General features: G+C 37.1%; 20 protein-coding genes, 1 tRNA gene, 1 other RNA gene and 1 pseudogene. 7 read left to right on the top strand and 16 right to left on the bottom strand.

Translation table 11 applies throughout. The features are described 5' to 3' along the window. Window positions 1–16 precede the first annotated feature (16 nt). The 9 genes from AC0QT1_RS05205 to AC0QT1_RS05165 all read right to left on the bottom strand — a co-directional run bounded on the left by AC0QT1_RS05205 (window position 17) and on the right by AC0QT1_RS05165 (window position 10830). On the bottom strand, window positions 17–1438 hold the full coding sequence (locus tag AC0QT1_RS05205) for a UDP-N-acetylmuramoyl-tripeptide--D-alanyl-D-alanine ligase (RefSeq protein ID WP_473201783.1): 1422 nt from the start codon (window positions 1436–1438) through the stop codon (window positions 17–19). Then, a complete protein-coding gene (locus AC0QT1_RS05200; RefSeq protein WP_473200289.1) occupies window positions 1435–2886 on the bottom strand; it encodes a UDP-N-acetylmuramoyl-L-alanyl-D-glutamate--2,6-diaminopimelate ligase in 1452 nt (483 codons plus the stop codon). Before AC0QT1_RS05200 ends, AC0QT1_RS05205 begins: the two co-directional genes overlap by 4 nt. 23 nt (window positions 2887–2909) lie before the next feature. Continuing rightward, entirely contained in the window at window positions 2910–4652 is a 1743-nt protein-coding gene (locus AC0QT1_RS05195; protein ID WP_473201782.1) for a peptidoglycan D,D-transpeptidase FtsI family protein, read from the bottom strand. After that, the gene (gene ftsL / locus AC0QT1_RS05190; RefSeq protein WP_473200291.1) at window positions 4652–5056 is read right to left on the bottom strand and encodes a cell division protein FtsL; all 405 of its coding nucleotides are present in this window, start codon (window positions 5054–5056) and stop codon (window positions 4652–4654) included. The genes AC0QT1_RS05195 and ftsL overlap by 1 nt, the downstream gene beginning before the upstream one ends. Then, entirely contained in the window at window positions 5053–6051 is a 999-nt protein-coding gene (gene rsmH, locus AC0QT1_RS05185; RefSeq protein WP_473200398.1) for a 16S rRNA (cytosine(1402)-N(4))-methyltransferase RsmH, read from the bottom strand. The genes ftsL and rsmH overlap by 4 nt, the downstream gene beginning before the upstream one ends. A 287-nt stretch (window positions 6052–6338) precedes the next feature. After that, an RNA gene (gene rnpB / locus AC0QT1_RS05180) (RNase P RNA component class A) lies at window positions 6339–6729 on the bottom strand. An 86-nt stretch (window positions 6730–6815) separates the two neighbouring features. Continuing rightward, window positions 6816–7325: a lytic transglycosylase domain-containing protein gene (locus AC0QT1_RS05175; RefSeq protein ID WP_473200292.1), complete on the bottom strand. Its 510-nt coding sequence runs from the start codon at window positions 7323–7325 to the stop codon at window positions 6816–6818. Between the two features lie 693 nt (window positions 7326–8018). Continuing rightward, entirely contained in the window at window positions 8019–8393 is a 375-nt protein-coding gene (locus AC0QT1_RS05170; protein ID WP_473200293.1) for a hypothetical protein, read from the bottom strand. 1501 nt (window positions 8394–9894) lie between these two features. Next, a complete protein-coding gene (locus AC0QT1_RS05165) occupies window positions 9895–10830 on the bottom strand; it encodes an ArsR/SmtB family transcription factor (RefSeq protein WP_473201781.1) in 936 nt (311 codons plus the stop codon). A 427-nt stretch (window positions 10831–11257) separates the two neighbouring features. On the opposite strand from AC0QT1_RS05165, the pseudogene AC0QT1_RS05160 reads away from it, so the two are divergent. Beyond that, window positions 11258–11699 (top strand): annotated as a pseudogene (locus AC0QT1_RS05160) (integrase arm-type DNA-binding domain-containing protein); the annotation flags it as partial. 164 nt (window positions 11700–11863) lie between these two features. On the opposite strand, the gene ettA reads toward AC0QT1_RS05160, so the two are convergent. Continuing rightward, window positions 11864–13513: an energy-dependent translational throttle protein EttA gene (gene ettA / locus AC0QT1_RS05155; RefSeq protein ID WP_473201780.1), complete on the bottom strand. Its 1650-nt coding sequence runs from the start codon at window positions 13511–13513 to the stop codon at window positions 11864–11866. A gap of 161 nt (window positions 13514–13674) precedes the next feature. Between ettA and AC0QT1_RS05150 the strand changes: the two genes are divergently transcribed. Next, entirely contained in the window at window positions 13675–14205 is a 531-nt protein-coding gene (locus AC0QT1_RS05150) for a hypothetical protein (protein ID WP_473200296.1), read from the top strand. A gap of 54 nt (window positions 14206–14259) precedes the next feature. After that, window positions 14260–14868: a bifunctional nicotinamidase/pyrazinamidase gene (gene pncA / locus AC0QT1_RS05145; RefSeq protein ID WP_473200297.1), complete on the top strand. Its 609-nt coding sequence runs from the start codon at window positions 14260–14262 to the stop codon at window positions 14866–14868. Window positions 14869–14909: 41 nt separating this feature from the next. Here the strand turns inward: pncA and AC0QT1_RS05140 are convergent, their stop codons facing one another. After that, entirely contained in the window at window positions 14910–15962 is a 1053-nt protein-coding gene (locus AC0QT1_RS05140) for a DUF475 domain-containing protein (protein WP_473200298.1), read from the bottom strand. Between the two features lie 351 nt (window positions 15963–16313). Here AC0QT1_RS05140 and AC0QT1_RS05135 point away from each other — a divergent pair, with 351 nt between their 5' ends. Both AC0QT1_RS05135 and AC0QT1_RS05130 read left to right on the top strand, forming a co-directional pair. Beyond that, on the top strand, window positions 16314–16853 hold the full coding sequence (locus AC0QT1_RS05135) for a helix-turn-helix domain-containing protein (RefSeq protein ID WP_473200299.1): 540 nt from the start codon (window positions 16314–16316) through the stop codon (window positions 16851–16853). A gap of 413 nt (window positions 16854–17266) precedes the next feature. After that, window positions 17267–17446, top strand: a complete 180-nt coding sequence (locus AC0QT1_RS05130) for a YegP family protein (protein WP_241437352.1) — start codon at window positions 17267–17269, stop codon at window positions 17444–17446. 242 nt (window positions 17447–17688) lie between these two features. On the opposite strand, the gene AC0QT1_RS05125 is transcribed toward AC0QT1_RS05130, so the two are convergent. Beyond that, the gene (locus tag AC0QT1_RS05125) at window positions 17689–17994 is read right to left on the bottom strand and encodes a hypothetical protein (protein WP_473200300.1); all 306 of its coding nucleotides are present in this window, start codon (window positions 17992–17994) and stop codon (window positions 17689–17691) included. A gap of 1274 nt (window positions 17995–19268) precedes the next feature. Between AC0QT1_RS05125 and AC0QT1_RS05120 the strand changes: the two genes are divergently transcribed. Beyond that, window positions 19269–19583, top strand: a complete 315-nt coding sequence (locus tag AC0QT1_RS05120; protein WP_473200301.1) for a helix-turn-helix domain-containing protein — start codon at window positions 19269–19271, stop codon at window positions 19581–19583. Here the strand turns inward: AC0QT1_RS05120 and AC0QT1_RS05115 are convergent. Together AC0QT1_RS05115 and AC0QT1_RS05110 are read right to left on the bottom strand one after the other, a co-directional pair. Continuing rightward, window positions 19507–19689, bottom strand: coding sequence for a hypothetical protein (locus AC0QT1_RS05115; protein ID WP_473200302.1), 183 nt, complete (start codon window positions 19687–19689; stop codon window positions 19507–19509). The genes AC0QT1_RS05120 and AC0QT1_RS05115 overlap by 77 nt on opposite strands. 1631 nt (window positions 19690–21320) lie before the next feature. Next, window positions 21321–21397: transfer RNA gene (locus AC0QT1_RS05110), tRNA-Ile, on the bottom strand. A 172-nt stretch (window positions 21398–21569) separates the two neighbouring features. Between AC0QT1_RS05110 and AC0QT1_RS05105 the strand changes: the two genes are divergently transcribed. Next, on the top strand, window positions 21570–22307 hold the full coding sequence (locus AC0QT1_RS05105; protein WP_473200303.1) for an SIMPL domain-containing protein: 738 nt from the start codon (window positions 21570–21572) through the stop codon (window positions 22305–22307). 40 nt (window positions 22308–22347) lie between these two features. Here AC0QT1_RS05105 and AC0QT1_RS05100 read toward each other — a convergent pair whose 3' ends face one another. Both AC0QT1_RS05100 and rpoD read right to left on the bottom strand, forming a co-directional pair. Further along, window positions 22348–22818 carry a YcgN family cysteine cluster protein gene (locus tag AC0QT1_RS05100; RefSeq protein ID WP_473200304.1) on the bottom strand — a complete coding sequence of 157 codons (471 nt, stop codon included), beginning with the start codon at window positions 22816–22818 and terminating at the stop codon, window positions 22348–22350. A 680-nt stretch (window positions 22819–23498) separates the two neighbouring features. Further along, window positions 23499–25511 (bottom strand): RNA polymerase sigma factor RpoD, encoded by a 2013-nt coding sequence (rpoD, locus tag AC0QT1_RS05095; protein WP_473201779.1) that lies wholly within the window; start codon window positions 25509–25511, stop codon window positions 23499–23501. Between the last annotated feature and the right edge of the window lie 249 nt (window positions 25512–25760).

Here is a 25760-nt window from a genome sequence, read left to right as displayed (position 1 = left end):
AAAAAAACCTATTAAATTATAGCGAGACCACCTTATAGCGATCAAGCAATGCAGCCACAATATCTGAGGAATAAAGACTACGGGATGATTTAATCATAAGCAGATCTCCATTAGAAATTTCTGCCAAAATAAGCGGTAAAATTTTTTCAATACTTTCAGCATAATGAACCTTAACAGATGCGCTCAGATCAGTAGCTAAAAACTTCATTGCTTCACCAAATAAAAAAACCAGATGAGCACCAGAACGATACACAGGCTGTACTAAATCACGATGGAGTTTTTCACTATAAGCTCCTAACTCCAACATATCACCCAAAATAGCAATTCTCCTACCACATGACCCTACTGGCCCTGTAGCAAGCAGATCAAGAGCCGCACGCATAGAAGCAGGATTTGCATTATAGCTTTCATCAATTAAATGAAATTCGCCTCCATTTGGTAAAGAGAGTCGATAACGAACACCACGCCCCTCTTGAAGAGAAAAACATCTCAAAGAAAGCAAAATACGTTCTAAATCAACACCAATGGCATCACAAACAGCAATAACGCCTAAGCTGTTTTGCATAATATGTCGTCCCGGAGCGCCAATTTCAATTATCTTCTCTTGGCCAGAAATGCGAACAGTCATAGAGGAAAGATCTGTTAAAAGACGGATATCGCTTGCTTGATAATCGCAATTTTTAGCTTCACCAAAGCTTAAGACCTTTTTTATACCCCATTGCTTTGCTTTTTGAGCTAGATAGGAGAAAAAATCATTATCGGCATTTAAAACAGCAATACCCTCCTCATCCATCCCTTCAAAAATTTCAGCTTTTGCATCTGCTATCTCCTCAAGGCTTTTGAAGAACCCAAGATGTGCCGCAGAAATATGCGTAATGAGAACAATATGCGGATGAACCAACTTAGCCAAAGGGCGAATTTCATCTTTATGATTCATACCAATTTCAAAGATACCATAATCACATTCCGCAGGCATTTGTGCCAAAGTAAGCGGCACCCCCCAGTGATTATTCAAAGAAGCGGAATTAGCATGAACCTTTCCAACAGTTGTAAGCACTTGTTTCAAAATTTCTTTTGTCGTTGTTTTTCCGACAGAACCTGTTACCGCTATAATCTTAGCCTTTGAGCGTCTACGCGCAGCTTGTGCAAGTTTTCCTAAGGCTTGCAAAACATCAGGAACAACAATCAGTGGTGCGGATATTTTTTTTATGTCAGCCAAACGATCTTGCGCAACAATAAGAACACCTGCACCTCTTTCATAAGCTTGTACAGCAAAATCATGTCCATCAAGACGATGCCCTTTAATACAGAAAAAAATATCACCTTTTACAAGCGTACGACTATCAATAGAAATCCCAGAAAAAGTTTCTGGTAAACATCCAACGACGACACCATCAATTGCAGTAACAAGCGCTTGTTTATCCCATAAAGCTCTCATTTATTGCGCCCCTGCAAAGCATCAATCGCTTTTAGACGATCTGAAAAAGGATATATTTTTTGCCCTATAATCTGGCCATTCTCATGTCCCTTTCCAGCAATAATTAATGTATCTCCTGCTTTCAGAAGCCCAACCGCATAAGCAATAGCTTCACCACGATCTGCTATTTCCATTGCTTTTGGAACAGCTTGTAAAATATCCTTACGGATTTTTTCTGGCATTTCCGTGCGTGGATTATCATCTGTTACAATAACAATATCAGCCTTATTTTCTGCAATTTTTCCCATCAAAGGTCTTTTTCCTTGATCACGATCGCCTCCACAACCAAAAACAAGGATTAAACGTCCTTGCGTAAAGGGGCGAACAGAAAGCAATACCTGCTCTAAAGCTTCTGGTTTATGTGCATAATCTATATAAACAGGCGCATTATTTTCCGTCTTTCCAACCAATTCCAATCGCCCAGGGGCTCCCTGCAAGGTTTCAAGGGAACGAAAAACCCTATCAGGAGAAACACCTGTTGCAATTGCTAGGCCGGCTGCCATAAGCGCATTTATCACCTGAAAATCTCCAGCTAAAGGCAAATCAAATGTATAAATATTATTTTCCACACGACATTCAACACGCTGTTTCGAACGTTGATGTTCAACACGATTAAGTGTGATAAATTGTCCTTTCCGTCCAATTGTTAAGACACGGCGGCGTGCTTGTCTAACATGATCAATAACCTCTTGCGAATAAACATCATCTGCAAAAATCAGAGCAGGTGCATCTTGCGGTAGCAGCTTATCAAACAACCTCATTTTAGCACGTAAATAATCCTCTACGCACGGATGATAATCCATATGATCACGCCCTAAATTGGTAAAGGCACCAGCCGCTAAATGTACCCCGTCAAGCCGACATTGATCAAGCCCATGCGAAGATGCTTCAAGGGCTAGATGTGTAACACCTTCATTGGAAATTTCATAAAGGAGGCGCTGCAAGACTACTGGATCAGGCGTTGTGAGAGAACCAGAATCATTTCGGTGAGGAGTAATAACCCCTACAGTCCCTATACTAGCAGCACAAAATCCCACATGAGTCCAAATTTGCCTAACAAAAGAGACAACAGATGTTTTACCACTCGTCCCTGTCACAGCAACGACAGTTTCAGGTTGAGAACCATAAAAACGTGCAGCTGCCATTGCTAAACTATGACGAACATCACAAATATGTAAAATGGGAACAGATGAATCCTCAAGCATAATATCACAATCTGTAACGATTGCTCGTGCACCACGTTTTATGGCATCATGAATATAGTGTCTGCCATCACCTTGCTTTCCTTGAACAACTACAAAAACATAGCCTGGCAAAACTTGCCGAGAATCTGCACTTATTCCTGTTATTTCCATTGAAGAAAAGTTCTCATCTTCAATACATTCTGTAAAAACTGTTCCAAACAACATGATACCGTACCTTTATATTCATTTTATTGTTGTTTAACGAATCTCAAACTCTTCTTTGTACTTAAAAGTGGTTCGTACTCTTTTTCAAAATCTGGTTTTATTCCCAAAAAACTTGCTGAACGGCGAATAATATTAGCAAGCATCGGCCCTGCATTCATTGCTGCTGTTGCTGAACGCTGTCCCTCTTCAGGCTGAGGCTCATCGATAATTGTCAAAACAACATAAGCAGGATTCTCAATAGGAAAAGCAGCAAGAAAACTATTGAAATTTTTTGTTTTAGAATATTTTCCATTTTCAACTTTTTCGGCTGTTCCTGTTTTCCCGCCAATCCGATAACCTTCTACTTTTGCATTACGCCCAGAACCAATATCGCTGTTTAACTTATAAAGATAACGCATATTTTGACTCGTTTTGGGATTTAAAACTTGTTTTGCATATTTCAAAGTTTCTGTTTTTGTGCGTTTCAAAAAGGTAGGTTCAATTAACCAACCATCATTCATTAAAGCAGCAGCACCCACTGCTGTTTGCAAAGGCGTTGTTGCCATTCCGTGTCCAAAAGCAATTGTCATAGAATGGATATCCTTCCAATGCCGTGGAACAACAGGATGGGCGACTTCAGGCAATTCTGTTGTCAATCGATCTAGTAAACCAAGTCGTTTCAAAAAATTACGATGTCCATCAATCCCTACCGCCAATGCCTCCTTAGCAGAACCAATATTAGAGGAATAAATAAAAACTTCCCAAAGTGCTAAAGGGCGATTTTTTCCATGAAAATCACGAATAAAATAATTCTTCCCTGCTTGCATAGGCCGTGAAGCATCAATAACACTATTTAAATGAAAAAGACCTGAATCGAGAGCCATGGCGGTCGTAAAACTTTTAATGATAGATCCCATTTCAAAAGTCCCCGCACTCATCCGATTAAGGCGTTCACTTTTTAGAGCTTCAACCGGTTTTCCAGGATCAAAATCTGGTAGTGATGCCAAAGCCAAAACTTCACCAGTATGGATATTTAAAATAACAGCTCCAGCAGCAAGCGCTTTATAACGTTTCATTGCCTTCATAAGTTCATCATGCACAATACTCTGAACACGCACATCAATCGAAAGCTGAACTGGTTTTAATGATTCTTCAGTTGCAAGACCAGCAGCACGCAGAGCACTCAAACCAGCGTCATCAATATATTTTTCCATCCCCGCTATGCCTTGATTATCAACATTAACCATGCCGAGAATATGCGAAACCACCGATCCACTTGGATAAAAACGACGAATTTCAGTACGAAAACCAACCCCAGGAATACCAAGAGCCATAATTTTCGTCTTTTGTGTTGGTGTTAATCCGCGTTGAATCCAAGAAAAACTAGATTTTTTTTTGAGACGTTTATAAGTTTCCTGCCAATTAAGATTGGGCAAAACGGTTGAGAGCAATTCAATTGTTTCATCCACATCAATAATACGTCGTGGTTCAGCAAAAAGCGAATAAGTTTTAATATCCGTTGCTAGCAAACGGTTATTCCGATCAATAATATCAGGACGTGCCGTCAATTGAAGGACATTTGGTCCTTTTGCCTCTTCAATCTGCCCACCTTCCAGACCATAAGAAATAAGGTACCCCCCCATAACGCCATATAAAAGAGCAAAACAGAGCAAAGAAAAAAGCAAGCGTGGACGACTAGAATAGGAACGACGAACCGGAAAGTTATGATCATCTAAAGGTGTCTTTAAGCATTTTTTTTTCTGCGTAAATAGAAAGGTCGATTTCATCACCGCACGCCTTCTTGAACACCGTTATTCACCGATAAAGGACGATTATTTGCTAAAATACCTTTCTCTTCCTCCAAGAGATTTTGTTTAATCACTTCCTCAATTTGATCATGAACACGAACTGGAATATCCTTAAACTCTACGATTTGACGAGGCTGTATCATCTCTAATCCAAGCTCTTTTTGATAACGCTTCGCAAGTTTTTCCATGCGTGTGGGCTCTATCATCACAGCCCACTCAGCATGAAGTAAACTCACTGTATTTTTTGCTGCAACAATTTCATGTTCAAGACGACGGATTTCACTCATCCGTTTTTGAACATCATATTTCACCTTATAAGTAAGACCTGCCATACAAATCATAATCATCACTAAAATCATATCAAATGTACGAAAAACTGTCATGTATTACCGCCTTCAAAACGAGCAATCTCTGCCATACCAAATAAATTCATATCTACAGCAAGACTATCAGCCTTGGTGCGGATACCAATACGTAATCGCGCAGAACGGGCACGAGGATTTTTCTGCAACTCCTCTTCATTTGCTGTTACTCCTCCTTTAAACAAAGGAAAAAATGTTGCTGGAGGCGTCTCTATTTCAGGAAGATAACGCGATCGCATACGCTCTCCTGAACGAGCAGAAAAAAATCTTTTGACCATCCGATCTTCAAGAGAATGAAAACTCACAACACCCAAACGACCTCCTGGTTTTAAAACGTGTTCCGCAGCAAATAAGGCACGTGCAAGTTCACCAATTTCATCGTTAACATAAAGACGAAGAGCTTGAAAAACACGCGTTGCAGGATGAATGCGATCTCCGCTTTTACGGCCAATCAACGCCTCTATGGTATGTGCAAGGTCCCCTGTCCGTAAAAAGGGCCGAACATTGCGACGCTTTTCAATCATCCGTGCAATTCGACCCGCATAGCGTTCTTCTCCTAATCTTTTAAAGATTAGCGCTAAATCATCACCTTTTAAACGATTCACAACATCGGCAGCGGTAAAACCAGTCTGAGCCATTCGCATATCTAATGGGCCATCTTTTTGAAAAGAAAAACCCCTTTCTGCTTCATCAAGTTGCATTGAAGAGACACCAATATCCAAAATAACAGCATCCACCTTTTCTTCAACGACACGATCCAACTGAGAAAACTCCATGTGCACCAAACGAAGCCGTGGAAAAAATTCATCAACAAGAGATTGTCCTTGGGCAATAGCATGAGGATCACGGTCAAGAGCAATAACCTGTGCACCTGCATTTAACAACGCGCGCGTATAACCACCAGCACCAAAAGTACCATCAATCACTCTTGCTCCAACCAATGGCATAAGCCCAGCCAAAACTGGCTGTAATAACACTGGAATATGGCGTTCAGTTTTATTACCCTGCTCTGTCAAAATAATCCGTCTTGATTTATGCTTTTTCAAATCGATAATCGTTCATGGCAACCGGTATCAAAATAACCAGAACCTCAACTCTCATATCTATCACGATGAGAATTAAAGCTAACCAGATGTGCATTCTAAGGCATTATACTTAAAGAAATATTATAATTGTATAAAGATGCTTTTCCTTTGAGTGTACACTTCAAAAACGCACCCTCCCGAAAAAGGGCTCATATACAATATCCCATAGCAATATCAATTGCTGTAATATTCACTCTATTAAAGAGTGTTTAACAAAAAATATCAGTCGGCCTATAAGCCGGGTTCTGTATGGTAAAGCTTACACTCTCCATGGCAACCATTCATCTGGGACGGATGTTACCATCCGCCTCGTGCAACCTACCCGAATGACTCGCCCGGAAACCGGCTGCAAGTTAAGTCTTGCGCGTCATTTCTATTCGGTCTTGCTCCCGGTGGGGTTTACCTTGCCACATTCATTACTGAATGCGCGGTGGGCTCTTACCCCACCCTTTCACCCTTACCTATAAAAATAGGCGGTTTGCTTTCTGTGGCACTTTCCCTAGGGTCGCCCCCGCCGGGTGTTACCCGGCACCGTCTTTCCGTGGAGCCCGGACTTTCCTCACCTGCCACCCTTAGGCATAAGACAAGCGCGGCTGCCCAGCCGACTGACATATCACCTATAAAACATTTTTCATGATGTGAAAATACCATCCTCAAGATATTTTATAGCAAACACACCATATTCAAGTTCATTTTCATTTTAATGAAGCCAAATAAGTTTTTACTTTTGAGCAATATTTCGCTGAAATAGAATTCATTTTTTTTGCAGCATGACCTGCATTATATTTAAGAATCGTACCACAAGTATTTCCACCACTGAGTGTATATGCCCGCGCCAAATAACGTATACCATATTCAAGATTGGTGGCAGGATCGTAAAGATCTTGCACAGAACCATTAAAACCCAACCCTCGTGCAGTAGAGGGTTTAATTTGCATCAAGCCTATTTCGCCAGCTGCCCCCTTTATACGTGCTTTATAATTACTTTCAACCCTTACAACAGCATGTGCTAAATTAACAGGAACATTATACTTATTTGCAAATCTCTGAATAAGAGATTCATAAGGGCGAGCAGACACCTTAGAAGTGGTCGTCACCAAGCCTTCTTTTGAGCTTGCAACATTCAAGACAATATGAGCTAAACTTATATCAAACACAAAAAATACAGCAAACGCTGTATTTAAAATGATTTTCAAAAATTGCATGTTCTTTCTCTTCATCAAAACATTTTTAAATCCTAGCCACAATGGCTTTACCATTGCATTCTACAGAGAAAGAAAGCTAGAGAACGGCGTTAAAATGGAAATATTAAGACAATTTCAAGATAAATTCTTACAAAAGAAAAACATCATTCAAATGATCCACTATATCTCTCTGTATTTCATAAAATATCAAAACTTAAAAAACTATAATAAAAATTTTAACATGCTAAAAAAGCTAATATACTCTATCAATTTTTAAAAGAATCTACGGTATACAAAAATTTTGGAATCTGAAAGTAACATTGAAAATACCTCTACCATTTTTTACCTGCGATTATTAAGGCTTTTATTAAGGTCAATTTCATAATTGCAAAAAGCAATAGAAATAAAAACAGCATCACCAAATGCTCTCGATAGCGTAAAACTCTACTTGGAAGAGAAACCATCATCTCCTTTTCCCATTGGTTGATAAACACCCGTAGAAAAAAGTCTTATGTCAAACAGGCCATCCATCAAAAACAACCTCATCGACAAAAAACAATATTACGTATGAGAAATCCATAAATATGCATAAACACATCAAATGTTCGTGCCATATTTAATAATCACGTCTATTTATTTTTATAATTCTGTAAAGAGGCAATACAAAAAACACCCTCAAAACCAGTTACCAATGCAATTCTTCTCAAGAAAGAACTAAAAATAAGCATCAACAACAGAAGGATGCAACATTGCTTTCGATAAAGCCATAACAACAGTTTCACCCAACTTCGAAGCCTGTTCATCACTCTGACCACTTGCAGAAGCAGCAGCAACAACATCACGACGCACTTGTTCAATCAGTTTCTTCTGTTGCTTAAGATTTAGCTTAGAGAGTTGCATTATAATATCTGGAAAAGAGACCACCAACCGCTCTAAAAGCACTTCTTCTGTAATATTAACCTGATGAGAAGAAAAAGAGCGATCTAATAAAAGCTGAGGAATAGAAACACCACGAAAGACAAAAGTGCTGACAAAAAAAGCCAAAAAAACAAATAAAGAAAAAACAATACGACGCCAGCAAAATCCCATTATCTCTTACCTAAGCATCACACTCCGTGAAGAAAATATTACTCCACAGCACTCATTAAATTCCCAGTAAAGAAGAATTTTCTTACCACTGAAAATAACATAACACCACCACCACGCAGCTTTCATTTCCCCCCTTACACATAAAATAAGAGCTTATCTCTCTCCCCCTCACAATATCCAACAAAAATTTAAATTCTAAAAAGCCTGACTGAGGAAAACCTCAGCCAGGCTCGACAATCTAAGGGATCCACGCGGGGGGGGGGGGGAGGAGGTTCCCTGATCGTCTCTCACATCAGCTATTAAGAGCTGATGCAATATCTTTGCTATGGAATAAAACGTTTTAAACAACAAGAAATTCTTATCATCTTTCAAGCAAAAAAACATAAAAAAATTATAAATTGTCAAAAAATGAAGAAAATAAGGCAAAAAATACTCAAAATGATCCAATTTGAAGCAATTTTATTTCACAGGATCTCAATAAGAATCGATGATCATCGTAATTTTAATTGATATAAATTTTTCTCATAAAAAAACATAAAAACACAGCAAGCATACGTTGAAAAGCTCTCAGCACAACAATGAAATCATGGATCTTGTTGCCCTTTTAAGTTGATATAAAAAATTAACACTTAAGCTTTTTTCGAAGATTATTCGCTCCGAATCATGCACCCTCGGGATTTAAGATGACTACAGATTCTATAACCAACAACAAACTCAAACACATTCTGAATAACAATCCTTCATGAAATTATCTTCTCCCCTTCCTAACCTCTCTTGCAAAATGATAAAATCGCAATTTCTGTATCAGAAAATTGCTATATTTTGTCTCTTTAATAAGTTAGACAGTATTTTCTTTTTGCTGTTCGCACTCTTTAACAGACTTCCTCCCCTCAAAAAGTTGCACACCACAACACTGCTTATTCATATCCTTGCTTAAAAAGAGACCTCTTTACCCTCAATTTCTCTCAACCCCATCCGTAAAAATATAATAGAATCCATGGGAAACATTCTCTTTACACTGAGTGACAAGATAAACAACAACAATGATTCTATCTACCGATTCTTAATATTGCAGCTACTTTTGCATTTAAGAGGTCTATTCCTCTTTCCTTAAACAGTTCTTACGCACACGCTGATCCCTTTAGCGATATGCAAATAGACATTTTTGCGATTATGATCAAAAGGTTTGAAAAAAATATTCTTATATTCAAAGCTCTTACTCAAATTACAAAACGCGACGAACTCTCTTTATAAATCAATATATTACTTATCAAACAAAACCTGTATCAATGGATATTAAATGGCTGACCTCATAGCTTCATCTCTATAAAAACACCTTTCACTGTCCCCCTACACGTCCACAGATTAAAGTATCAAGAATCCAATGCAAAAAACACAATGTGCCTGCAAAAAGCGATAACTTTTTAAAGATTTCCTAGAATTTCACTCTCGTATTTTTCACTGAGAAAGATCAAAGAATAAAGCACGTTAACAAATATAATTATGCAAAATCTACCTTTTTATCTTTGAGATCGTCTACCAGTAAACGTGGATCACGTGCAAGCCAAAGCTTAACCATGGTCCCTTTATGATTTTCATTTCGTACAGGAGGAAGACAAACTGTTTTCTCTAGGACAAGTCCAGCATTTTTAAGCCATTGCTCTATTTGTGAATCTGAAAATCCAAAATGCCTATAAGCATGGGAAGAATGCAAATCAACTTCATGACAAACAAAATCTACAATCAGCAAACGCCCATGAGGACGTAAAACACGTGCTATTTCATGAAGTTCTATCTCAGGATTTTCAAGAAAATGTAAAGCCCAATAAAGAATAACCAAATCAAAAGTTGTTTCTCCAACAGGTAAACGTAAAACATCACTCTCCAATGCAACTTCAAGAGCACGCGTATAAAGACCTGAAAACAATGTTAAGACATAACCTATATCTGGACCAACCCCCAGCAATGTTTCAAATGGTTTAGCACCAATGATTTCCAGTAAGGCACTTTCTAGAATATGGTCTGAAATATATGATAGCCGTAATGCATTCCGCTGTAGGGTATTTTGTAAAAAAGACTGCCTCCTCACTGTTCGATGCTGTTTTTGAACATCCAACAAACGTTCAAAATCGTCTATTAACATCACATCATGCTTTGACAAAGCCGCAAGAACAGCCATCACAATATCTTTACCAAAACAACTGTGACAAAACTTAAAATAAGTTCCTTCCCCCTTTTGATAACGCTCAATCAATTGTAATTCGCACAATAAACGCAAATGCTGTGAAACATGCGCTTGCGACTGACCAAGGATAAAAGTAAAATCAGAAACTGTTAAATCGTCACGGCACAAGAGTGCAAGAATACGCAAACAACTTGTCTCTGCCATGGTTTTCAGCAACATAATCATTCTATCCAAACTGACTTGTTTTTTCATTAATATTCCTTACTGCTCCGATAAGTATTTATTCCTACCAATAGAAAATCAAGCAGAAGGCATAGAGTTGCATCACTTCTGTTCATAGATGATATAAAAAAGGTTAATTGCTAAAAAACCAACGCCGCCCCCCACTCTCCCTCCATAACACGAGCAAAAGGTCTTATATTTTAACTATCCACACATATGAAAACATATAATCTCGATTAAAACCCGATGAGTAAGGAACTCCCCTATTCATCATAAAAATCAGACAACATATTAATTTATAATGATAATTCATCGTTTTGCATGTTGAATTAGACTCCCAATATTATAAGATTCTCTTATCTCAAATCCTTTCATTTTGAATCAATTAAAGTCACTTACTTGCACATCACAAGCAGAGTTGGTGTATAGATAAAAAACTCTAAAGAAAGGAGTAAAAATGTCTCGTATGAATCGTCTGAATAGCAAGGGCTATCGCAACATTGGGAGCTGGCAAATAGTATGATGGTGCCGGCTTGTCCCTTTATAAGCGTAAAGATGGTAATGCTCAATGGATTTACCGGTATACCATCCATGGGCGCCGTCGTGAAATGGGCTTGGGTGCTTTAAGAGACGTCTCTTTAAAACAAGCCCGTGATCCCATTAAAGAACGTGAGAAACAAAAATATGAGGCAATGCGTAATCTCCATTATTTAAAAGAAACGCTCTCGATGCTTTTGAAAGTCGTAAAACTGAACTCAAAATGATGGTAAGAATAGAGATTGTTTTTTACTTTACGTCTTTATATTCTTCCTAAATTGGGCTGTTTACCGCTTTCAGAGATTACACAAACCGATACACGCAATGCTCTCGCTTTCATCTGGCATACAAAAGCGATAACGCACTTCCTGAAAAGTAACTTCAGAATTCTATGGTTTTTTATTCCTATCTTAGTCGTGATGAATAAGAATCTTACAACATGGCAGACTCATTTTCTTTTGAAGAATAAAGATAACACCAGACAGCATTACTCTTTTCTCAACCAATATGAAAAAGATAAGAAATTTTAACGTGTAAGCGGCTTATAATTCCCACGCCTTTGATTAAGAGTGTCGATACCAAGGCGGCGGATTTTATCAGCCTCATATTCAGCAAAATTACCTTCAAACCACTCTACATGCCCATCGCCTTCAAAGGCCAAAATATGCGTTGCCAATCGATCAAGAAACATACGGTCATGCGATATGATAACAGCACAACCAGCAAAGCTTTCCAATGCATCTTCCAATGCCCCTAATGTTTCAGTATCAAGATCATTTGTCGGTTCGTCAAGGAGAAGAACATTGCCACCCTCCTTTAAAAGTTTAGCCAAATGTACGCGATTTCGCTGCCCTCCTGATAAATTCGCCACCTTTTGTTGTTGGTCTACACCCTTGAAATTAAAAGCGCCGCAATAAGCACGGCTATTCATCTCATATTTTCCTAATGTAATGATGTCATTTCCGCCAGAAATCTCTTCCCAAACGGTCTTATCACCCACCAACGAATCGCGACTCTGATCAACATAACTCATGTGAACTGTTTCACCGATGCGTATTTGACCTGAATCTGGCTGTTCCTGTCCAGTCAACATTCTAAATAAAGTGGTCTTTCCCATACCATTAGCACCAATGACTCCAACGATACCACCAGCAGGAAGCTTAAAAGAAAGCGCATCAATCAACACACGCTCACCATATGCCTTAGAAAGGTTATCCACTTCAATAACAGTCTGCCCCAATCTTTCACCAATAGGAATAATGATTTGTGCTTCTCCAGGACGGCGCTCACTTGCAGCCTGAACTAACGCATCATAGGCCTTAATCCGAGCTTTTGACTTGGCTTGCCGACCTTTTGGACTAGAAGCTATCCATTCTTTCTCGCGGGACAATGCACGCTGACGAGCCGCCTCTTCACGACCTTCCTGAGCCAAACGTTTAGCTTTCGCTGCCAAATAAGCAGAATAGTTTCCCTCATAAGGAATACCTTTACCGCGATCTAATTCTAAAATCCAACCCGTTACATTGTCGAGGAAATAACGATCATGGGTAATTAAAAGCACCGCACCAGGATATTCCCGCAAATGCCTTTCAAGCCAAGCGGTCGTTTCTGCATCCAAATGATTTGTTGGTTCATCCAAAAGTAATAAGTCAGGTTTTGACAAAAGGAGTTTGCAAAGTGCAACACGCCGCTTTTCACCTCCTGAAAGTTTTTCCACACTTTCATTAGCTGGAGGACAATCAAGAGCAGCCATAGCCATGTCCACTTGACTTTCTAAATCCCAAAGACTCTGACTGTCTATAATATCTTGAAGGCGAGCACCTTCATCAGCGGTTTCTTCGCTATAATTCATCATCAACGTGTTATAGCGCTCAACAATTGCCTGCTTATCTGCCACCCCTTCCATCACATTACCACGGACATCTTTGCTTGCATCAAGAACAGGCTCTTGAGGAAGATAACCACAACGGGCTCCTTCGCAAAGCCATGCCTCTCCCGTATATTCCTTATCGAGCCCAGCCATAATTCGTAAGATAGTTGATTTACCTGCACCATTAGGTCCTAAAATACCGATTTTTGCATCTGGATAAAAAGACAAATGAACATTTTCTAAAATTTTCTTATTGCCGTAAGCTTTATTAAGCTCAGCCATGTGATAGATAAATTGACGTGCCATAAACTTCTCTTTATATTGTGCGGTATTAAAGGTTAGAGTTTTGAAAAAATTTCTTTGCTTTTCTCAAACTGCGCGGTAAAAAGCGCTTGTGTTATATCAAAAGCCTTTCACTTTATATTGATACATTTTTTCTAATCTCACAAGCCCTGCTACGGTTCTGAATGCAAAAAAATGTCCCCTTGAAGAATAAAAAACAAATCTTTTTAGCTGTACCCGAAACATGCTATCAAACGTCACCCATCTTTTCTCTACCAGATACAACTCTGTATTTTTATCGTATTAAACCGACTTATCAATGCAAGAGTGTTCCTCCAAGAAAACCAATTCTCTATGCCCCCTCTTTTTTTTCTTTATGGGCTTTAGATTATGCAGTAAAAAACGACTCTCTCTTTTCATCAATTTTATGTCATGGAAAACAATGGAGTTCATCCCTTGCTTTGCTGTGGCTTAAATTGTGTTTACAAAATGACCGTCGCCTTATGGGATCTGATGTTCCAAGCTTGATGATCATGAAAGCTTTACACCGACATGTGGCACTTAGTGACCACAGTGCTCTTCCCATTGCGTCATGGTTGCAATTCGTAAAAAGCTATAAAGAGAATTATAGAAATCTTTCCATTCCTCTTTTATGGCTTGATAATTACAAAAATAATACCAATATCCACGAAACTATTTTAAAACTTCAAGGTTAAAATAGAGCCTCTTAAAGGTATCATAAAGAGCAAGTCTCTTACAGGAATATGTTTATGGAAAAAAAAGCTTTAATCGTTATTGATGTTCAAAATGACTTCTTACCAAGTGGAGCACTTGCAGTACCACAAAGTGATGCTATTTTACCCGCGGTCAATAATCTCATAAACCATTTTGATCATGTCATTTTAACCCAAGACTGGCATCCAAAAAATCATTGCAGCTTTGCTTCTTCCTATCCCCAAAAAGCGCCCTATGATACCATTGAACTTGACTATGGCCCGCAAATACTTTGGCCCGATCATTGCATACAAGGAACACACGGATCAGATTTTCATACATCTCTCAGAGTTGAAAAGGCACAACTTATCCTTAGAAAAGGTTATAATAAAAAAATTGATAGCTATTCTGCCTTTTTTGAAAATGATCAAAAAACACCAACAGGCTTACAAGTTTATCTCAGAGAACAGGGTTTTACAAATCTAGCTATGTGTGGTTTAGCAACTGATTTTTGTGTAGGATTTTCCGCACTTCACGCCATACAGTGCGGCTTTAAAGTAAGTGTTTCATTAAATGCCTGTGCTGGTATTGATCTTAACGGTTCACTTAACACTATGCTGAAAACGATGAACGAATCCGGCATAGAACTGTTAATGGCTTCTTAAAATGCCTTCGTTTTGCAATAACAACGCATACAATTTTCAATTTACTCAGAGAGACCATTCTTATTCAGGGTATGACGCTTGAAACGAAGAGAAGCATAAAATGCCATTCCAATAATACAGACCCCTACCAGTCCTGTGAATATTTCAGGAACCGATAGAATCGTTTGCAGATACATAATCACTGCAAGCACCAAGATCGCATAAAAAGCACCATGCTCCAAATAACGATAATGCAACAATATCCCTGATTCGACTAACATTATCGTCATAGAACGCACATAGAACGCACCGATACCAAGACCAATTGCAATAATAAAAAGGTTGTGTGAAAAAGCAAAAGCACCAACAACGCCATCAAAAGAAAAACTCGCATCCAGAATCTCTAGATAAAGAAAGGCTCCAGCTCCCCCTTTCACAACGGTAGCTAAAGCCGCTTTTGGACCATCCAAAAGCGAACCAATAGCTTCAACAGCTATAAACGTCAAAAGTCCATAAAGGCTAGCGAGTAAAAAAGTCATTTTATCTTCTGTTACAATTTGTTCTGAAAAGAACAATATCAAAGCTAAAACGATTGCAATATCAACGCCAACAAGCGCTCCAAACTTTTGCGCAGGCTTTTCTATAAAAGCAAGCCAATGCACCTCTTTTTCAGGATCAAAAAAATATCTCAAACCAACCATGATCAGGAAAGTTCCTCCAAAAGCGGCAATCCCCACATGAGCATCTGTTAAAATTGCGGCATATTGATGTGGTTCCCATATTGCTAATTTTACTGCTGCAATTGGATTAATCCCAACAGCAACAGCAACCACCAGCAAAGGAAAAACAATCCGCATTCCAAACACAGCCACCAAAATACCCCATAGCAGAAAACGACGGCGCCATAATGGGTCCATTTTTCCAAGAACACGAGCGTTGATAATAGAATTATCAAAAGATAAAGAAATTTCTAAAATTCCTAAAACACAGCAAATAAAAAAATATTTTAAAAAACCAATAAAACTTTCTGTTTCGAACCAACCAATCACCCCCCCCATAAAGACGCCAACAATTGTGAAAAAAAAAGCCCACCTAAAATAACCCAACAGGGCCATGACCATTCCTCAAAATTTACTTGTTCAAATTCATCTGTCACGCAAATTGAAAAACTAAACTATATCCCTTCACGCAAAGATAGAGAGAATCTACACGGCAAATTTATATGAAATTTCCACCAGAAAAAACAAGAAAAGTATCAGTAAGCTTATTTTTACCTCTAAAATGAATAACAATTTTAAATAATGTGCTATACAACAAGTCAAAAATTGCTTTCTATCCACTAAAATTTAAAAAAATAAAGAGAAATAAAACTATAAATATTGACATTATATCAAGAGTTATTAATACATAGTGTGCCTTTATTGGCTAAAACCTATACCATGATGATTTACTGAGGGAGATAATTCGTGGCCCGTCCTGAAACTGAATCAAAAACTATCTTTGGAAAACGTTTGCGTTATGTACGTCTCGCTCTAGGAGATCCATCACGTGAAGCATTAGCTAAAAGTTTTAGTATGACAAAAAATTCCATTGCTTTTTATGAGCGGGGAGAAAGAGAACCCAATCTTAGTGTTTTACAAACATATCGCACATTGTACGGTGTCAATATTAATTGGCTTTTAACTGGACAAGGAAAAATGTTTGACACAGAGTATGCTAAAAGTGATTTTGATTGGAATTATTTTATAAAAAAAATTGAGGGACTTGAGGAGATTCTTACCCAAAGTGGTCGTCATGAAAAACAAAATCAAGAAAAAATCGATAGCTCTTATGAAAAGTTGCAGCACTACTTGTCAAAACAAGGTTTATCGAATAACCTTAACCCAAAAGCAGCAACCTCGCTGATCGATATGAAAGCAAAAATGGCTAATTCTTATACCCTTAGCTTGTTCATTGATTTACTCATTCGAAGTGTGTCGCAAAAAGAGATTATAGCTAATCAATAAATATCCTTATCACAAAGGATAACAAAAGAATTATAAGCTTTATCAACACGAAAGAGGTTTTCTTTATTTTTCCATACTAGTGATATTTTATTAAACGTATGAAATTTGTTTTTATAGAAAAAAATTGAGTATATCTGCCCAGTAGCAATAAAAAATTTTTCCCAAAAAAGCTATAAATATAGCATGGTTAAAGTTTTAAAAAACGGTTTTGTAGTGTAAAGTGTCTCTTTATAGCTTATTGACAATAAATATTTTCTTGTTACAGAATGTTGCTTTCATAGAGATTTTATCTAAGATTAAAAAAATTAAGAGGAATATATTGACTACTCACTATAGAGACATACTTTAGTGCTCATAGTTATACTGGTTAGATGTTTATCTTGTAATTACAGCTATTTTATGAGGTGAGAAGCATGTTTTTTGAGGTATTTCAAGGTGTTCATAACCAATGGTATTGGCGTTTAATCTCAGGAGACAAACAAAAAATTGCTTTTTCTAGTAAGGGTTATCCGACAAAACAAGATATCTTGGTCAATATTGAACAGATAAAAGAAATCACGCATAAAGCCCTTATTAGAGAATTACAATCCTAACGTTCTTTAATATTAAGATAAAAATTTTGCTTTTTATATTAGAAATCTTGTCCAATAATTTCGTGCTGTAGGAGGAGCCCTTGCTTTTTCTTAAGGGAGGGGGGTTTTTATGTGATGTTTAACATCCATAAGCGACTGAATAAAATACACGTGATACACAAATTATGAATATGTTTATCCTGCTGAATTCCTAAGAGTTTTTTTTTAATCTTTTTCTATTGGCATTCTCTCTCATCATCTTTTTAACCCTCTTCAAAGGTAATCTCTTTTTGGTGTTTTTGCATAGCTTCCTCGTACTGCTGAATTTGTTTTTTTAGTCTTTCAATTGCTTGATCCCGTCTTTTAATCATCATATTTTGCTCTCTAATTGCCCTATCTCGTTCTTCAGTCATCTTCATGGAATCCCGTAAGAACTCATGCTTTAGCTTTCTTACTTCTTCTTTAAGAACTTTAGCCTGATCGCGATAATAAAAAGCAAATCGAAACATGCCCCCACTGAAAAGAAAAACAACAATCACCGCCCCTAATAAAATTGCATTCACACTCACTTTTGATCTCCTTTAACAACTATCGAATCAATCATTTTTAGCAATTTGTTTCGTTTAGTTTTTTATTAAAAAAAGAATACAAAAACCACCTGTACTAAATGGAATAAATCACACTTAGTACCCTTATCCTCTCCACAAAAACATGCTAAAAAATAAGATAAAGCAACCTCATGAAAGCTGCCCAATTATATCCTCACCCCTATGATTTGCAGCATATTTATTTATACAAAATGCAAAGACATCACTGATTTCAAAAAATTCCAAGGATGCAATAAACTCAATAGGCACCTCCTCCCTTACATCATTCCTGCTATCCTCTTTTATACCAGGAAAAAGCTATCTAATTGAAAAAAATCTTCATATTCATAAGACTCTGCATTTCTATAAACTTTTACTTCCTTACAAATCTTTGCATAACCACAAACTAAAGCACCTACATAATTTTAGAATCTTTGAAAATTTTACAGTTGTAAGCTTAAGCATTCCTATAAACACAAGCACCGCCATTAACCTTACTATTACAGCAAATTCTTATCCCCTCATATACCGCCTACCACAACCTGTGAATTACCATACACATGAACACTGCTAAAATCAGGCTATTATAATAGAATAGATATGTAGTTTATTATAAACAATGCTATCATTAGCCAAAACACATCCACCTTTTATAAAATATCTCGCACTTGTCTTTATATCCTCCTCAACAAATTCCTTCACGATTGATAATCTCTTTATACTCTATAAAATTACCAACATCATTTTTTTGGTATTTCCAAAATCTCTCAACATACACATGCGAAAAACCATTTGAAAGTAACTTCATTTATTAAAATAAAAAGAAAAATAGTGTCCTGTACCCGTGAGTTTTTTGCATTCTTTCCAAAGCCATGATCCTTTCCCTTACGACCACAAAGCTCCATACATCTGCACAGCACCCTCCCGCAAAAATTTCTTACAAATGCCAATGTTGGGGTATATCTTGATTTATAATGGTGCTGAGTATACTATTGATAATATTTCATGAACATACCACGTGTGTTTCCATGTCTGGTTATACGCGCAAATTCTGTCACGATAGTGAAACTAAGCAACAATTTTTTATTGATTCAAATTTGAAAGTATATACGGACATTTTTTTATTAATAAAAAACAACCTGATATCCTTCATAAGCGAAAAGCTACACATGGATATTTTTATGCTCCTTGTATCATGTACTCTGGATTCGCAACGCAATATTAACGCTATAGCGTAAATATGTAAAGGTCTAAAAATGACAAAGACTGAAAAAGATTGGTTCCAACGCTTAATTGAATTAATAAAAAGTGATGGACGCACAATGATTGAAATAAGCAAAGCAGCAGGCTGTGGACAAAACTACGTACAACAAATGATAAACGGAGGGAAAAGACCCTCTGTAGATAAACTCATGGCTATTCTTAACACACTCGGAAATACTAGCGCCATATATGTAATAACTGGTTTTAACATCTCCGATGAAGATCTAAGACTCATCGCTTTGATTTCCTCTGGAGATAAAAAGAAGATTGAAGCCTTAAATATTCTGTTGACTGAGCAACATTTGTAAAATTTTCTACTATTTTCAGTATCTCTTGCTTCTGCACCGTCGACAAAGCCTCCCATTTAACGATAATGTTGGATAAATCGACCTTAAATTTTTCATCATTCTTCATAGTTATACTCCATGTAGTCAAACTGGATAACGCTATAACGTTCAGACATATCCCATACCTTACAAAAAATATTTGCAATAGGCAGTATGGAAGCGACTGTGTGATAATTGATTTTATACAATTAGAAGGGATTCTGTTAGTTATGTACCATGGTGAAACAGAAGACATCGCACGGCCCAAGCCCTTTTATGATAAAATTGGTTCTACCACTTTTATCAACAACACTCACAGTGTTACACAAATCCTGTGATTCGAACCAATAACTAATCGACGTAAAAATATCTTTGAAAATACTTCTGACCTCTAGGTGAGAGAATATGAAAAAGCTTATTTAAAAAGCATATATTACAATTTTATCCTATACAGCACTACCTCTATTTTCAAAACAATATCGCAAAGCAAAAATACAAACAACGCGATATGTACAGCCCTCATGAACAGCCATGCTGCTTACGAATCTTTGAGGTGCTTCTCAAAAAATCGGCTTTTCTTCTAAAAGCACTCTTGCAATCTAACATAGAGATCTATCATGAACAAAGATGGCGGTACTTAAAAAGATACAATGGGTCAAGCTCTAATGATATCCCTCCATAAATTGCATAAGTATTTACAAAAAAAGAAGATCCTTTTGTATAAATATATTGAATTTGAAGAAGAAATAAATTTTTCTTTCCGAAAAAACGAATGCATCTATCAACAGCTTTACATAAAAGAGAAAGGTAATGACAAAGATCTCTACACTCAACAGAAAAAAGAGTAAGATTTACTTAGCACTCTAAATCTTATAAAGTACAACATTAAAGAAGATCTTGATAAATTTTCTCTTAGGTGACAATTAGACCATAGTCCAAACAGCATTTATAAGCGCAACTTAGCAAAAATATACAACGATAAAAGAAAGGCATTTTGATGAAAATCTTCATTCCATAGAAAAAAGATGCCTATGACAGCAAACATCGAACAACACAAAAAAAACACACGAACACATCCACACAAAATATTCTGAAAAATACTCAACAAGCTTTAAAAAACAATTAATCAAAAACTTTTAGAAGCACACCTGATTTCCAGCTCTAAAAAATTCTTCCTCAAAAAAAGAAAAAATTTCCACCTTGGAAAAACAACAGAGATAAATGTTATATCGTTGATATACAGTGCCTATGAACATCTACAAACTGTTTTTTTTGTACAAGATTGAATCATACTGATGCAGTTTAGATCAAACTCAAAGATGCAAGAGTTAAGTTCATTCATAAAAAAATAAAGAAATCACTTTAAAGCAAATATTTCCTTCTGGGTTTACCTAGAACAACAAAAGCCTTTAAATTGCTCAGTCTTTAATAATAAGATTCATTTGCGGGGAAAAAACGAACTCATCAAAGGAAATTTAACACCCTATTTTGGGAAAATACACAGAAACAGAAATTAAAAAATCAATTCATAGATTAAGGACTGTATATAAGCTTAATAGAGAGATGCTAAGATGTCATCAATCAGAGCCGTTTTGACTAAATTGATGAAAATATCACTCCTCTATACCAAGAGAACGAATAAGAAACCACCCCACAATAGAGAAAAAAATGAAGGAGAAAAAATCTCAAGGATTCTCTATAACGCACTTAACTTTATAATGGTGGGCCCGGAGGGACTCGAACCCCCAACCAAGCGGTTATGAGCCGCTGGCTCTAACCAATTGAGCTACAGGCCCCACACAGGTTGCTTTTCTCTAAACTAAAACGCCCTATGATACAAGGGCTTGTTTAAATTATAACTCATCTTTTTTTCTTTATCTATCGGTTTTTTTCGCTACTGCTCTAATTTATTTACAAAAACTTCCAAAAATGAGAAAGTAGTAACCTGATAAATATAGAGGAGCAGATATGAAAAAAACAATTTTCCAATCATTGAACCATTATAATGTTAAAATAATTATGGTGATACTTACACTGCTAACCAGTTCATTTTCCATACATGCTGAAGAAAGCAAAATAAAAAACGCAACGATTACAGTTACTGCAACTGGTGAAAGTCAAGCAGCACCAGATATGGCAATTATTAACCTAGCCGTTGTTACAGAGGACAAAACTGCCCAAAAAGCATTAGCAGCCAATAATAAATCTATGAATGATATTGTAACTGCTTTTAAAAACAATGGAATCCAAGCCAATGATTTACAAACATCAGGCTTGTCCATTTACCAATATAGCTCTGATCAACATCATGAAAAAAAGAATAATGAGAAATACTATCATGTTTCAAATTCTTTAACAGTGCGTATTCGCGACCTTGCCAATGCTGGTAAAATATTTGATCAAGCAATGACTCTGGGCGTTAACTCAGTTAATGGCATTACCTTCACCAACGCTGATACAAAGCCATTTTATCAAGAAGCACGTAAAAAAGCTATCGCTGAAGCCATTGAAAAAGCTGAAACTATAGCACAAGCAGCAAATTTAAAATTAGGAAAAATTATTCGAATCAATGAAAATAATGATAATTACTCTCCACGCCCACGTCTTATGAGCAGTGCAGTACATGCAAGCGACGCCGATACAAATTTCTCAGGAGGAGAATTGGGTTATAACGTCAATGTTAGCGTAGTATTTTCTATAGACTAAAGCACAAAATTATAAACTATTGCATGAAATAATCATATCACTAGCCTTCACAAAGAAGACCGGTGATATGATGGAGGTAATCCTCTTCAGAGGTTAATTCATCTTCGTAAATTTCTATCTGTTCACGCGCCGAAAATTGTGTTTGATGGACCATCTGCCAATTCCCTGAAATCAGTGGGTGCCACCATTGAAGGTCTTTTCCCTCATTAACCAACCGATAAGCACAATTTTCCGGAAGCCATCGAGCTGTTTTAACCGTTGCAATATCCAACGATATACAATTGGGAACAATTGACTTGCGGTGAACATAATCTCGGCACCGACAAGTTTCTCCATCTAAAAGACGACAAGCGACACTGGTTGTATATATATCGCCAGTATCATCATCTTCTACTTTGTGTAAACAACATCGCCCACAACCATCACAAATACTCTCCCACTCAGAAATGGTCATTTCTTCCAATTCTTTTATTTTCCAAAAGGGAGCTTCTTCATTCATAAAATCAGTCATATCTTTTCAAGAGAAAAAAATCTATCAACAAGAGCAATAAAATAATTTAATCTTTACAATTTCACCAATTTTCGTTTTTTAAAAAACATTAAATTTACTTCATTGCCTCAAGACAATCTTTTTAAAACAAATTTAATAAGGATATTTTTTCTTTAGAAAAAACCTTTATGCGAAGAAAAACAATTAAAATACACGACTCTCAATCTTTCACAATCTCAAACAATAATATAACCTCAATGGAATCTTGAGATTCGTACATATCGAGATAAATCGCTTGTGTGAACAACCTCATAAAGCAAAAAAGAATCCCTTACCATTATAGACAGAGTAAAGCTTGAAATACTCGTTCATTCTTTTGAAAAAACACTCTATGATTTCATCCCACCTATCTCGCTATCTTTATGATAAAAGCCAAGATAACCATTAGACAACGCATTGATTGATAAAGATAGTTCATTGTTTTTTCATTTTGAATAGGGATTCTGAATATCGTAAGATTCTTTGAATTTGATCCTGTTTATGATGAAGCAATTAAAATCATTGCCTTGCACATCACAAAATATTTTACAACTCTTGCCTCGTTTCCTTTTTTAAGAAGGTATCCTAAAAACTCTATGAAATACACTTTCCCACATTCTTTAAGAAAATGATACATCCTTGGAAAAGACATAAAGCCCTTGTTAAGAATCGAGAAAACTACGCAATTTTCTTGAACGGCTAGGATGCTTCAACTTACGAAGCGCCTTTGCTTCAATTTGTCGAATACGCTCTCTTGTCACTGAGAATTGCTGACCAACTTCTTCCAAAGTGTGATCTGTATTCATCCCAATACCAAAACGCATTCGCAACACACGTTCTTCACGTGGCGTTAATGAAGCCAGCACGCGCGTGGTTGTATCCCGTAGATTTGCTTGAATAGCAGCATCAATCGGCAATAACGCATTTCTATCCTCAATAAAATCACCTAAATGCGAATCATCCTCATCACCAACAGGTGTCTCGAGTGAAATAGGTTCTTTTGCAATTTTAAGGACTTTTCGTACTTTTTCTAACGGCATAGAAAGTTTACTGGACAATTCTTCTGGTGTAGGCTCCCGTCCAATTTCATGGAGAATCTGTCGTGATGTACGAACAATTTTGTTAATTGTCTCAATCATATGAACAGGAATACGAATAGTACGTGCTTGATCAGCAATTGAACGAGTAATTGCCTGACGGATCCACCATGTGGCATAAGTTGAAAATTTGTAGCCACGACGGTATTCAAATTTATCCACGGCTTTCATCAAACCAATATTGCCTTCTTGAATAAGATCCAGAAACTGCAAACCACGATTGGTATATTTTTTTGCAATTGAAATCACGAGACGGAGATTAGCTTCGACCATTTCTTTTTTAGCAATTGTTGATTCGCGTTCACCTTTCTGCACCTGCGTAACAATTCGACGAAATTCACCAATTGAAATAGCAGTCTCTTGTGCAAGATTTTGTATTTCGCTACGCAATCTCTGAATTTCTTTTCCCTCACGCCTTGAAAATTCTTTCCACCCTGATCCTGGTAAAGTCGCAATATAATTTATCCAATCTGCATCTAGTTCACGTCCTTGGTATTCTTTTAAAAAATCCTCATGACCAATACCATAACTGTTAGCAATTCGCTTCAGCTTACCCTCATTGTGAATCAATCTTTTATTGATGTCATAAAGCTGTTCAACCAAAGATTCGATACGGTTTTGATTTAAAGAAAGAGATTTTACGGCTTGAATCAACTCACCCTTTAATTGAACATATTTTTTTCTCTGAGAGGATGTAAGAGCCCCCTCTTTACGCTCTGCCAAACTACTCTCAACATGTTGATCTTGTAATTTCCGCAATTTTACATAGGTTTGTGCAATAAAATCCAATGTTTCCATGACTTGGGGACAGAGTTCATTTTCCATTGCAGCAAGCGACAAGTTAACATCATCCTCATCATCTTCTTCATCCTCAACGCCTCTCTCTCCCGCAATCCCCTCCATATTGCGCATACCAGAAGATATTTTTTCCTCTTTTATCTTATTAATTTCACTTCGCTCAACAATAGGAGCCTGCTTTGCTTCTGGACCAGCATAAGTCATTTCAAGATCAATAATTTCACGAAGGAGAATACGCTGCTCTTTCAATTCTTCACGCCAAATAATGAGAGCCTGAAAAGTCAAAGGGCTTTCACAAAGTCCTGCAATCATTGTCTCACGCCCTGCTTCGATACGTTTGGCAATGGCAATTTCGCCTTCCCGCGAAAGCAGTTCAACGGCTCCCATTTCTCGTAAATACATGCGCACCGGATCATCAGTACGATCTGTAACTTCACGCTTATTCGTTGTCGTTGCAATCGCGTGACTAGAAGCCTCTACGAGATCTCCTCCCTCTACCGTAACTTCTTCCTCATCATGTTCAGAATCGACATCATCTTCATCGTCAACAACATTAACACCCATCTCAGAAAACATTGCCAAGATATCTTCAATTTGTTCAGACGTAACCTCTTCAGATGGAAGAACTGCATTCAGTTCATCCATTGTCACATAACCATTTTTTTTGGCGAGCTTAACCATTTTTTTAATGGCATCATCAGAAAAATCAAGAAGAGGACTATCCAAACTCGTTTGGCTTATTACTTCCACATTATTTTTCTGTTTAACCTTTGTTGCCATACCGTAACTCCACTTGATCACTCCACAGCTTCCACGTGACCAGCATTTCTCATTCTTACCTAACGTATCGGAACCTTTCCAATATATACTTCCTCTTAGAGGAGATTACTATCAGAAAGAATACATTCGAAATAAGTACTTCATTCACACAAAAACGCGGGAAAACTCAAGAAGTTTCCCCGACACCTCTCAGCCTTTCTGAGATAATCTCTGCAGCATATAGTAAGAACCAATTTCCCGCTTTTCCTA

Source organism: Bartonella sp. P12B (assembly GCF_055796185.1).
The sequence above is the reverse complement of the archived record's forward strand: the minus strand, read 5'-3'. Positions and strand labels throughout refer to the sequence as shown.

Bases quoted from the DNA above. Each gene is read 5' to 3' on its own strand.
- AC0QT1_RS05205 (WP_473201783.1), bottom strand. From the start codon at position 1,438: ATGAGAGCTTTATGGGATAAACAAGCGCTTGTTACTGCAATTGATGGT.
- AC0QT1_RS05200 (WP_473200289.1), bottom strand. From the start codon at position 2,886: ATGTTGTTTGGAACAGTTTTTACAGAATGTATTGAAGATGAGAACTTT.
- AC0QT1_RS05195 (WP_473201782.1), bottom strand. From the start codon at position 4,652: ATGAAATCGACCTTTCTATTTACGCAGAAAAAAAAATGCTTAAAGACA.
- ftsL (WP_473200291.1), bottom strand. From the start codon at position 5,056: ATGACAGTTTTTCGTACATTTGATATGATTTTAGTGATGATTATGATT.
- AC0QT1_RS05175 (WP_473200292.1), bottom strand. From the start codon at position 7,325: ATGCAATTTTTGAAAATCATTTTAAATACAGCGTTTGCTGTATTTTTT.
- AC0QT1_RS05170 (WP_473200293.1), bottom strand. From the start codon at position 8,393: ATGGGATTTTGCTGGCGTCGTATTGTTTTTTCTTTATTTGTTTTTTTG.
- AC0QT1_RS05165 (WP_473201781.1), bottom strand. From the start codon at position 10,830: ATGAAAAAACAAGTCAGTTTGGATAGAATGATTATGTTGCTGAAAACC.
- ettA (WP_473201780.1), bottom strand. From the start codon at position 13,513: ATGGCACGTCAATTTATCTATCACATGGCTGAGCTTAATAAAGCTTAC.
- AC0QT1_RS05150 (WP_473200296.1), top strand. From the start codon at position 13,675: ATGCAAAAAAATGTCCCCTTGAAGAATAAAAAACAAATCTTTTTAGCT.
- pncA (WP_473200297.1), top strand. From the start codon at position 14,260: ATGGAAAAAAAAGCTTTAATCGTTATTGATGTTCAAAATGACTTCTTA.
- AC0QT1_RS05140 (WP_473200298.1), bottom strand. From the start codon at position 15,962: ATGGCCCTGTTGGGTTATTTTAGGTGGGCTTTTTTTTTCACAATTGTT.
- AC0QT1_RS05130 (WP_241437352.1), top strand. From the start codon at position 17,267: ATGTTTTTTGAGGTATTTCAAGGTGTTCATAACCAATGGTATTGGCGT.
- AC0QT1_RS05120 (WP_473200301.1), top strand. From the start codon at position 19,269: ATGACAAAGACTGAAAAAGATTGGTTCCAACGCTTAATTGAATTAATA.
- AC0QT1_RS05115 (WP_473200302.1), bottom strand. From the start codon at position 19,689: ATGAAGAATGATGAAAAATTTAAGGTCGATTTATCCAACATTATCGTT.
- AC0QT1_RS05105 (WP_473200303.1), top strand. From the start codon at position 21,570: ATGAAAAAAACAATTTTCCAATCATTGAACCATTATAATGTTAAAATA.
- AC0QT1_RS05100 (WP_473200304.1), bottom strand. From the start codon at position 22,818: ATGACTGATTTTATGAATGAAGAAGCTCCCTTTTGGAAAATAAAAGAA.
- rpoD (WP_473201779.1), bottom strand. From the start codon at position 25,511: ATGGCAACAAAGGTTAAACAGAAAAATAATGTGGAAGTAATAAGCCAA.